This window comes from Acidiferrobacter sp., from assembly GCF_054609335.1.
This window is the reverse complement of the sequence record NZ_JBTRWP010000076.1, coordinates 1-10,543: the sequence shown is the minus strand read 5'-3', so window position 1 is coordinate 10,543 and position 10,543 is coordinate 1. Positions and strand designations below refer to the sequence as shown.

General features: G+C 62.1%; 7 protein-coding genes and 1 pseudogene. 1 reads left to right on the top strand and 7 read right to left on the bottom strand.

Annotation, left to right across the window (positions count from 1 at the left end):
- Positions 1-1,015: 1,015 nt before the first annotated feature.
- From hflX to ACYCTF_RS13410, 6 genes and pseudogenes are all read right to left on the bottom strand, one after another.
- A pseudogene (hflX, locus tag ACYCTF_RS13435) lies at positions 1,016-2,314 on the bottom strand (ribosome rescue GTPase HflX); the annotation flags it as partial.
- A gap of 25 nt (positions 2,315-2,339) precedes the next feature.
- A complete protein-coding gene (hfq, locus tag ACYCTF_RS13430) occupies positions 2,340-2,600 on the bottom strand; it encodes an RNA chaperone Hfq (RefSeq protein ID WP_065969872.1) in 261 nt (86 codons plus the stop codon).
- A 53-nt stretch (positions 2,601-2,653) separates the two neighbouring features.
- Entirely contained in the window at positions 2,654-3,589 is a 936-nt protein-coding gene (gene miaA / locus ACYCTF_RS13425; RefSeq protein ID WP_461285034.1) for a tRNA (adenosine(37)-N6)-dimethylallyltransferase MiaA, read from the bottom strand.
- Positions 3,586-5,091 carry a lysine--tRNA ligase gene (gene lysS, locus ACYCTF_RS13420; protein ID WP_461285033.1) on the bottom strand — a complete coding sequence of 502 codons (1,506 nt, stop codon included), beginning with the start codon at positions 5,089-5,091 and terminating at the stop codon, positions 3,586-3,588. The genes miaA and lysS overlap by 4 nt, the downstream gene beginning before the upstream one ends.
- A gap of 14 nt (positions 5,092-5,105) precedes the next feature.
- A protein-coding gene (prfB, locus tag ACYCTF_RS13415; protein WP_461285035.1) for a peptide chain release factor 2 occupies positions 5,106-6,204 on the bottom strand; the annotation gives its coding sequence in 2 pieces (ribosomal slippage) (positions 5,106-6,128 and positions 6,130-6,204; 1,098 coding nt in all).
- Positions 6,205-6,317: 113 nt separating this feature from the next.
- The gene (locus ACYCTF_RS13410; protein WP_461285032.1) at positions 6,318-6,896 is read right to left on the bottom strand and encodes a cytochrome P460 family protein; all 579 of its coding nucleotides are present in this window, start codon (positions 6,894-6,896) and stop codon (positions 6,318-6,320) included.
- Between the two features lie 332 nt (positions 6,897-7,228).
- Here ACYCTF_RS13410 and ppk1 point away from each other — a divergent pair, with 332 nt between their 5' ends.
- Entirely contained in the window at positions 7,229-9,298 is a 2,070-nt protein-coding gene (ppk1, locus tag ACYCTF_RS13405; RefSeq protein ID WP_461285031.1) for a polyphosphate kinase 1, read from the top strand.
- Between the two features lie 862 nt (positions 9,299-10,160).
- Here ppk1 and ACYCTF_RS13400 read toward each other — a convergent pair.
- Positions 10,161-10,436, bottom strand: a complete 276-nt coding sequence (locus ACYCTF_RS13400; protein WP_461285030.1) for a hypothetical protein — start codon at positions 10,434-10,436, stop codon at positions 10,161-10,163.
- Positions 10,437-10,543 lie beyond the last annotated feature (107 nt).

Sequence of the window (10,543 nt, the reverse complement as noted above, 5' to 3'; positions counted from 1 at the left end):
CTCGCATGAGTTTTTATGACCCAGCGACGTTATATAACAAGGCCCGGCTTTTGTCCAGCCCCCGAAGCCCGTTGATTATCGGGAGGGGCTCGTATTGAGAACTATTACCACATTTAGAATTGCTGGATGTGCACGGACGGTTACCATAGGCCTGCCCCATATCCACGACCATGCGGTAAAGCGCCGCCGACCGGACATCCTAAAAGCGCCGCGATCCTCGATAACGGCCTCACTCCCCCGTTGGCCTGCAACCGCATCGTCCGCGCGAAGCTTATGAAAGGCGCGCGCTGGGGGGATTGGTGTGGATATTGCCGATGGGGTGGTCGAGTGTGTTTCCACGGTTGTCAGGAAAGATCAGGCATGGATCGGTCGGTCGCTTGAGAGCGGCCGTTTCCGGCCACCCACGCCACGCTCCATGGCCCGGACACTTGAGATGCAGCGCCCTTCATAGATGGCCGTCGTCCTGAAGAAAACCACGGATTACCGCCAGATTTACGCGCTTTTGGATAGCCGTTTACACCGCCACAGCCCTCGTCTCGGGAACGGCGCTGGGCATAACCCCGAGGCAGAATATCCTCGTGCTCGCACATCGAACGATCCCTATGGATCGTTTTCTGGATGCTAGCAGCACCCTTGTTAAGCCGTCGCATCTCGAGGCCGACAACATAAGGGAGATGCCGTGCGGGAGTTGGCGCGACGGGTATTCCAAAGACCGTCGCCAGGGAAATCGTCCAGAAGGCTGCCAGGTCCTTCCGGGATCACGGGTACCAAGGGATGTCGATGGCCGACGCGGGGATGCCTGCGGACCTCTGAAAGGCGGCCTCTATCACTACCGGGGCAAGGAAGATCCGGCCATCGATGTCCTAAAGCGCATTCGTCGGGTCTTTCCCGAGCGCATATTGGCCATCGGTCGGGAGATTCCCGGGCCGCGTCGCGCCCATATCCGGCCAGCGCATACCCTCGACGCCAAGGCCGCACACCCCAGGCACCCTTCGCAAACGGGATCCCACGCCCCTCAGGCGTGTCCCACACCGACCTCGTCCTGCTCTTTCTCGCCGGAGGCCATAAACGTCACCTCCACACCCTGCTCGGCGGCAATCCACCGTCCCGCCTCGCGCGACATGGCAAGCGTCATGAGTAACATATCGCCTTCAACCGCTTCGCTCAGTACGGTCCCCGCCCCATAGAGGCGTGAGCGCAGACGACCCTCGTGGAGCGGGATGCGGATCACGGCCTGGACCTGCCGCGGCCCCAGCCGCTGGTGGATAGCGTCCAACAGTCCATCGAGGCCCGCACCGGTGTGCGCGGAAACGAAGACCCGTCGCGCCTGCCCAAACCCATCGACCTCGATCCTCGGCTGATCTCCGATCGCATCGATCTTGTTCATGACCATGAGCCGCGGTACATCCTCGGCACCGATCTCGGCCAACACGCGATTGACTTGTTCCTCATAGGCGTAATGATCGGGATGGCTTGCATCCACTACGTGCAGCAGCAGATCGGCAAACTGCACCTCCTCCAAGGTTGACCGAAACGCCGCGACCAGACCGTGCGGGAGGTGACGAATGAAGCCTACGGTATCAGCAAGGATCATAGCGCCGGCCCCCGCAAGCTCCACACGCCGCATCGTCGGGTCCAGCGTCGCAAAGAGGCGATCGGCAGCATAGACACCTGCCCCGGTCAGGACGTTGAAGAGCGAGGACTTGCCGGCGTTGGTATAGCCGACCAGAGAGACCGTGGGGACCACGGAACGCAGCCGCGCCCGACGACGCATCAGACGTTGCCTACGCACCTTATCGAGGCGCTTATGCAGCACCCGGATGCGCTCGCCGATCATGCGCCGGTCGCTCTCAAGCTGGGTCTCGCCCGGTCCGCGCAGTCCTATACCGCCTTTCTGGCGCTCGAGGTGCGTCCATCCGCGGACAAGCCGGGTCGACAGGTGCTCGAGCTGGGCCAGCTGCACCTGGAGTTTGCCTTCATGGGAATGGGCGCGCTGCGCAAAGATGTCGAGGATGAGACCGGTCCGATCCAGTACGCGGGCCGCAACCGCCTTCTCCAGGTTGCGTTCCTGTCCAGGCGACAAGGCGGCGTTCACCACCACCAGCTCCGCGCCGGTCGCGGCGACCAGCGCGCGCACCTCCTCCGCCTTGCCCGAACCAACATAGGTCGCGCTATCCGGCTGTTGGCGCGCGCCCTCCACGACCCCGACGATCTCCGCGCCCGCTGACAGTGCAAGTAGCCGCAGCTCCTCGAGATCCTCCTGCTCCTCGGCGTCCGCCAGCCGCAAATGCACCAGGACGGTGCGCTCGCGGCCTGCGGCCTCGCCGAGACTCTGCCACTTATTCGTTGCCTACCCCCTTGTCCGCCTCGTCCATATCAAAGGTAAACTTGACCGGACGACTGGGCACCACCGTGGAGATGGCATGCTTGTAGATCATCTGGCTCACGGTATTCTTCAATAAGACCACAAACTGGTCGAAAGACTCGATTTGCCCCTGCAACTTGATGCCGTTCACCAAAAAGACCGAAACCGGCACATGTTCCTTGCGCAGAACATTCAAATAAGGGTCTTGTAAAGCCTGCCCTCTATGCTGACTCATGACAGTTCTCCTGTTCTTATATTACCGTTACTGAGGCGCCTGGCGGTTATGCGTCATAAGCCATATCCCATGGCATCGATGACATCCCGTATAATCGTCGCGCAGGCCTCGGGTGCCCGGGGACCATCCCCGTCCAGCCATCGTACGGCCGGATCCGCCCGCAACCAAGTCAGTTGACGCTTGGCCAGCTGCCGCGTAGCGGCGCTGCCCTGCTCGACGAGGTCATTATACGGGATTTTATCCCGCAGGTATTCTCCGACCTGGCGATAACCCACAAGCCGCAGCGCCGGGGCTTCCGCCGGCAACCCCTGCCCAAACAGCCAGGCCGCCTCCTCTATAAGACCGCGCACGAGCATGCGCCGAAAGCGTAGCCCGATACGGCGATGAAGTTCCGCGCGCTCGCGCGGGGCCACGGCGAACTTAAGCCATGCATAGCGCCCTTGCGGCACCCCCCCGGCCTCCGGTACGCGCCCCACCGCACGGACGATCTCGAGCGCGCGCACGATCCTCTGCGGGTCGGTGGGCGCGATGGCCAAGGCCCGTCGCGGATCGCGCTCGACAAGTTCCGCGTAGAGCGCCGGCAGGCCTTTGGCGGCAAGCTCTGCCATCAGCGCTGCGCGCCTCGCGGCATCGCTCGCGGGGATATCGGGCAACCCGTGCTCCAGCGCCCGAAAATAAAAGCTGCTGCCCCCGACCAGAACCGGGACGCGCCGGCGGCGGAGCGCGGCATCTATCGCCCGCCGCGCGTCCTGGCAAAACGCCGCCGCCGAGTAGCTTTCCGCGACGCTGCGAATATCTATGAGACCGTGCGGCAGGACGCGGCGTTCACCAAGGGTGGGTTTGGCCGTACCGATATCGAGTCCGCGGTAGATCTGGGCGGCATCGACACTGATGACCTCGATGGCCAGGAGCCGGCTCAACGCAAACACAGTGGCAGTCTTGCCCGCCCCTGTCGGCCCCATGAGGAACACGACAGGGATATCGATCATGAACCCTGAGGGCGCATATGCGGAAACAGAATCACGTCGCGAATGCTCGGGGCATCCGTGAACAACATGACCAAGCGGTCGATACCGATCCCCTCGCCGGCCGTGGGCGGCATGCCGTATTCAAGTGCCTCGATATAATCGGCATCGTAGTGCATGGCCTCTTCGTCGCCATCCCCGCGCCGCTCGACCTGACGCCTGAAGCGCCGCGCCTGATCCTCGGGATCATTCAATTCCGAGAAGCCGTTAGCGATCTCCCGGCCCCCGACGAACAACTCAAAGCGGTCAGTCACAAACGGGTCGGAATCGTTGCGTCGCGCGAGCGGCGAGACCTCCGCCGGATACGCCGTTATGAACGTTGGCTGCAACAAATGACCCTCGATGGTCTTCTCAAAGATCGCCATCTGCAATCCTCCAGCCTCGAGGCCGGGTTCCACCGGTAGCCCCTTGGCGACCAGAAACGCCCGCAGCGCCGAGACATCGCGCAGGTCAGACGGGGCATCCGGATGATGGCGGCGAATCACCTCCTCGACCGTCCAGCGCGCAAACGGTGCCCCCAAATCGTAGCGCTCTCCCTGGTAGGTGAGCATGGATGTCCCCAACACCTCTGCGCACATCCCGCGCAACAGGACCTCCGTCATGTCCATCAAGTCGCGATAGTCGGCATAGGCTTGATAGAATTCAACCATCGTGAATTCGGGATTATGACGCGTGCTCAGGCCTTCGTTGCGGAAATTGCGATTGATCTCGAAAACGCGCTCGAAGCCGCCAACCACCAGCCGCTTTAGGTAGAGTTCGGGTGCAATGCGTAGAAACAGCGGGATGTCGAGCGCATTATGGTGGGTCACGAACGGTCGCGCGGTGGCACCACCGGCGAGCGGCTGCATCATTGGTGTCTCGACTTCACTGAACCCGCGCCCCTTCAGAAACGCGCGCAGATAGGCAACGATACGCTCGCGGCGCTCGAAGACGAGGCGCGTCTCGGGATTTACGATAAGATCGAGATAGCGTTTGCGGTAACGCGTTTCCTGATCGGTGAGCCCGTGGAACTTCTCGGGTAAAGGGCGCAGGCTTTTGACGAGTAGCCGCAGATGTGCCGCGCGTACGCTCAGCTCCCCGGTCTTTGTCCGGAACAGCCGCCCGGTCACGCCAATGATATCCCCAAGGTCCCATCGCTTGAAGGCCTCGTAGGCCGGACCCACGACGTCACGCTCGACAAATATCTGGATGCGCCCGGTTGCGTCCTGGATGTGGCAGAAGCTTGCGCGTCCCATGACCCGCTTAGTCATGATCCGCCCGCCCAGACGCAGTTCACCGACGGCAGTCAACATCTCCTCGGGGGCGTCCCGATAATCGGCCAGCAACGGACCGGCCTGGTGATTGGGGCGAAAGTCGTTGGGATAGGCATTGCCCTCCGCACGCCACGCCTCGAGCTTCTCGCGGCGCAGCGCGATATGGCGGTCCTCGTCTCCTGTGATCTCGTTGTCGTCTCGCCCTTCGCTCACACCTACCCCTCCCCTCACAGGCCGCTCTTTAAGCTCGCCTCGATGAATCGATCCAGATCGCCATCCAAAACCGCCTGAGTATTCGCGACCTCGACACCGGTGCGCAGGTCCTTGATGCGCGATTGGTCCAGAACGTAAGAGCGGATCTGGCTGCCCCAGCCAATATCCGACTTGCTCTCCTCGAGCCGCTCCTGCGCCTCACGCTTCTTTTGCATCTCGAGCTCGTAGAGCCGGGCCTTCAACATCTTCATGGCCTGCGACCGATTTTTGTGCTGTGAGCGATCGGTCTGGCATTGCACGACAATACCGCTCGGGCCATGGGTGATACGCACTGCGGAATCCGTGCGATTCACGTGCTGGCCACCGGCCCCACTCGCCCGATAGGTATCGATCCTTAAGTCGGCGGGATTGATCTCGATATCGATATTGTCATCGATCTCGGGGTAGACGAACACCGACGCAAACGAGGTGTGCCGGCGATTGCCGGAGTCAAACGGCGATTTGCGTACCAACCTATGGACCCCGGTCTCCGTACGCAGATGCCCAAAGGCGTAGGAACCGACGTACTTGATCGTGGCGCTCTTGATCCCAGCCACCTCGCCGGGCGAGGCCTCGACGATCTCGGTCGCGAAACCGCGACGCTCGCCGTAGCGCAAATACATCCGCAACAGCATCTCCGCCCAATCCTGGGCCTCGGTCCCGCCCGACCCCGATTGGATGTCGAGAAAGGCGTTCGCCGGGTCCATCTCACCCGGAAACATCCGCTGGAACTCCAGGGTCTCGAGACGCGTCCTAAGGCCCGCTACATCGCCTGCAATCGCCTCCTCGGTGGCCCGATCCCCCTCGGCGCGTGCCATGGCAAAGAGCTCCGCAGCCTCGCCAAGACCCGCCTCGAGCGCGCGAATGGCGCCCACGGTCTCCGCCAGCCGCGCCCGCTCGCGCCCGAGCTCCTGAGCCCGCACCTTGTCGGCCCATACCTGCTGGTCCAGAAGTTCGCGCTCGACCTCAGCTAGGCGCTCTTCTCGGGCATCGATGTCAAAGATACCCCCGAAGGGCGGCCGTGCGCTCGCGCAGCTCGCGCAGCGCCTGCTCTATGCTCCCCTGGTCTTCCACCACGGCCCCTCCAAAAATCCGGCAGGATACCGGAACCGCTGCGGAAAAACGAGGGCACGACAGCGGTCCGGCCGTGCTGTCGGCCCCCGAAAGGCGCACCCATCGTATGGGTTTTAAGAATGCCCCTGATGCGCGAGCGCGGCACGATAGACAGGCGAGATCGGCTGGCCCGGGAAGAACTTCTCCACGGTCGCTATCGGCAGATTGGTTCCGGATGGGAACGTGAAATCCGTCTTGGCGACGATCGCATGACAGGAGATGCAACTGTCCACGCGCCCATAGGCGATGACGTGGCCGTCGGGCTTGTAAGCGGCCATGACCCAGTCGCGATCGGCACTATCATAACCCGGCACCTTCAGCATCGCCGTTACCGTCTTCAAGACCTTATGGATATCGAAATTTTCCTTGATATAAAGGCTTCCCGCCGGGAACCGCGTCACGTTCCGGACGCCGTGCGCCGCGGCCTTTACCGCGATCGCATTGGCCCGGTCGATGGTGTAGTAATCGGCCATCCGTGAGCCATGCATCCACAAATGGCTCCCTGGCAGCAACGCCCCGCCGTTCTCGAGTGCGCGGACCTCCTTGAAAAGTGCGGCGGGTGTGGGGGCCTTGTCGGCGGCAGAGGCAAGCAGCGGAATCAGTAGGCCGGCGCACGCGACGCTCGCCCACCCTTTCTTATTGTATATTGACATTGGGACGCTCCTGTGGTTTACGCCGTGCCCATCATCACGCGGCAACCCGCCCCTGTCAACGGACGCGACGCTCCCCCAGCGCCGGTTTGTGCCTTTCTTACGGGCTTTTACCATCACCGTTCCTTATGCCAGCATAATTCCTACAACCGCACTCCTTGGCCGCGGCCACGGTCTTTCCCGGGCCCGGTGCATGGCGCGCGCGACCCTGACACGAACCATGCTAATATGCAGGCATTGATCCGCCGACCATGTCGGCCTTCTGTCGCTAAAACAGCGGAACCACCCGTGAGCACTCTCGACCTGGGCGGCCGGCCCGTAACCGCGCACGCGCCGTGACCGACATCGATTTAAAGAACCCATCCCTGTACATCAACAGGGAGTTGAGCGTACTTGCCTTCAACCGGCGGGTCCTGGAGCAGGCCAAGGACGACCGTCTGCCACTCCTCGAACGACTACGGTTTTTGTGCATATCGAGCACCAATCTCGACGAGTTCTTCGAGGTGCGCGTGGCCGGGCTCCAGCAACGCGCCCAGATCATCGGGACCGCACTTGCGCCGGATGACAAGACCGCCACCGAAACCCTGCGAGCGGTGCGCGAAGAGGCCCTGGACCTGGTCTCCGAGCAATACCGGGTCCTAAATGAGATCCTGATTCCGGAGCTGGCCGCGGCGCGCATTCATATCATTAAACGCGACAGCTGGACCGAGGCCCAGGACGCCTGGCTGCGCCGCCACTTCGAGGAGGAGCTTTTGCCGATCCTGAGCCCTCTAGGGCTCGATCCCGCGCACCCATTCCCCCGAATATTGAACAAAAGCCTGAACTTCATCGTCTCGCTCGAGGGTCGCGATGCCTTTGGCCGTCACGGCGGGATGGCCATAGTCCAGGCGCCACGGGCACTCGCGCGCGTCATTGCGCTCCCACGCAGCGATCACCAGAGCCACGAATTCGTGCTCCTATCATCGGTAATTCACGCCTATGTAGGTCGGCTGTTTCCGGGCATGGCAGTGCTCGGCTGTTATCAATTCCGAGTAACCCGCAACAGCGATCTTTTCATCGACGACGATGAGATCGATGACATCCTGCGCGCCGTACAAGGCGAGATCGCCTCGCGCCGCTACGGTGACGCCGTACGTCTCGAGGTTTCACGCGAATGCCCGGACGCCACCAGCAGATTCCTGCTGCGCCAGTTCGAGCTCGAGGCCGACGATCTCTATGCCGTAAACGGCCCCGTGAACCTGAACCGCCTAGGCGAGATCTATGACCGTATTGAGCGTCCGGACCTGAAGTATCCGGGTTTCGTTCCCGGAGTACCGCGGACGCTGGCATCCGGGAGCGACTTGTTCGCCGCTATCCGTCACGCCGACCTTCTCATGCATCACCCGTTCGAATCCTTCCTGCCGGTCGTCGACTTCGTCCAGCAGGCGGCCGCGGACCCCCTGGTGCTTGCCATAAAACAAACCATGTACCGATCAGGGCCGGACTCTCTCATCGCCGATGCCCTAGTCGCGGCTGCGCAGGCCGGCAAAGAGGTGACTGTTGTGATCGAGCTGCGCGCGCGCTTCGACGAGGCGGCCAATATTGCCCTTGCCAACAAGCTCCAGGAGGCCGGAGCCCACGTCTTGTATGGCATCGTGGGCTTCAAGACCCACGCGAAAATGGCGCTCATAGTGCGCCGCGAGGCCGGCGTCCTGCGCCGCTATGTCCATCTCGGCACGGGCAATTACCATCTACGCACCGCTAAGGCCTATACCGACTACAGCTATTTCACGTGTCGCCCGGAAATCGGCAAGGATGTGAATCAGGTCTTTCTGCAACTCACGAGCCTCGGCAGTATCATGCCGCTACATCACCTCATACAAAGTCCGTTTACCTTGCACAGCCAGATGCTGGCCCTGATCGACCGCGAGCGGGCGCACGCGCTGGCCGGCCGCCGTGCGCGCATCATACTCAAGGTAAACGCCCTGACTGAACCCGAGATCATTCAAGCTTTGTATCGCGCCTCCATCGACGGCGTCCACATTCAACTCATCGTGCGCGGCATATGCTGTCTGCGACCCGGCGTCGACGGCGTCTCGGAAAATATCCAAGTGCGTTCCGTGATAGGTCGGTTCCTCGAACATAGCCGCATCTATTACTTTGCCAATGGGAGTCAACCGGAAGTCTATCTGGCGAGCGCCGACTGGATGGAACGTAATTTCTTCCGGCGGGTCGAGGTGGCCTTTCCAATCCAATCGCCACGGCTGCGCGATCGCCTCGTACGCGATCTGAAGCGTTACCTAAAGGACAATACTCACGCTTGGATCCTGCAGGTCGACGGCCAATACCGCAGATCTCGTCCCTACAAAGGTACCGGGCGGGACGTCCAGGCAGAACTGCTGGCGGAGTTCGCCGAGCAGAGCTGAGGACGGCCGGCGTACCCGAATCTGCCGGATGCCAGGCGCACTCTGCTGTATCGGGCGGCTTTCAGGCCATGCAAAACGCCTCTCCGCACCATGAGCACAGGCCACCGCAGCCTGGCCCCAAACGATGTAGCCGCCTGAGCACGGCCATCCAATTCCGGCGCCTCGCCGCCATGCCTCTCGGGCGCCCGGCCATCTGCCGGTACCGGTGGCACCCTGCCACCGATCGATCCCGCTATATACGGTTACTTGGGCTTGTGATTGGTCGACCGCACGGGCTAGCGCACATCGCTATGGCGATAACGGCCTGGATGTGCGACCCGCATAGGCAGTCGGCCCCGCATAAGTACGCGTGGGATCATAGGTAAGGCCACTCGGACTTAAAGTCCCCCTACCCAAGCCGTCATGGCGCGATGGCGCGCATGCAAAGGGGTACCATGCGGGCGCCGGATGCCCGGAGCCGCCGACACCTATCGCGACCGGTAGGCGGCCTGCCTATCCGCGCGCTTCCCTGACGGATAGGGACAAGGAGTGCCCTGACAGGACCTCGGGGCCGTCCTAGGGCGCCATGATCCCAAGGCAAGAATGGCAGGCCAAAGAGAGGCTTGGGCGTATGCCGCCGATCCCCTTCCTCCCATAGGGATTCGATCTCTCCGATCCGGGGGCCAAGGGGGCCTTGTACGACTCCTAGGCCACGAGGCGCCTGGTCGGGATCGATCTCGGTTGGGGGCCGGGAGACCCCCTCTGGAAGCCCCGTCCTTGGCTTCAGAAACACCATCTGGGCCAGAAGCCCGTCCCGGAGGTCTACCGCCACCGTGTCCTTCCGGCAGAGATGCGTAAAACGCTCGGCCACCGCGCAGATCGGCTAATCAGGGGGCTCAGGGTTGGGGTTTTGCAGGGCGAGCGTCGCCTGGTAGTTCCAGGGCATCCAGTCGGCGGGGTTCGCGGCGACCGCGTCGGCATGGCGCTGGAGTGCCACCAGATACTCAAACGGGGCCACGTGGTTCAGTTCGGCGGTGTGGATCAGGCTCATGAACGTATCGCCGACATGGGCGCCGTTGAGAGTACGGTAGAAGAGCGCGTTCTTGCGGTGCAGGATGGCCTTTTTCAGAACCCTTTCGGTCACATTATTCCGCGTCACGGATTATTCCGCGTCACGGTGCAGCGCTGCGATTTCGCGGCGGATCGCGGATCAATGGCACGCCCGGTCGCGGCATAATTACAGGCCCTCGAGGAACGTAAGCAGCC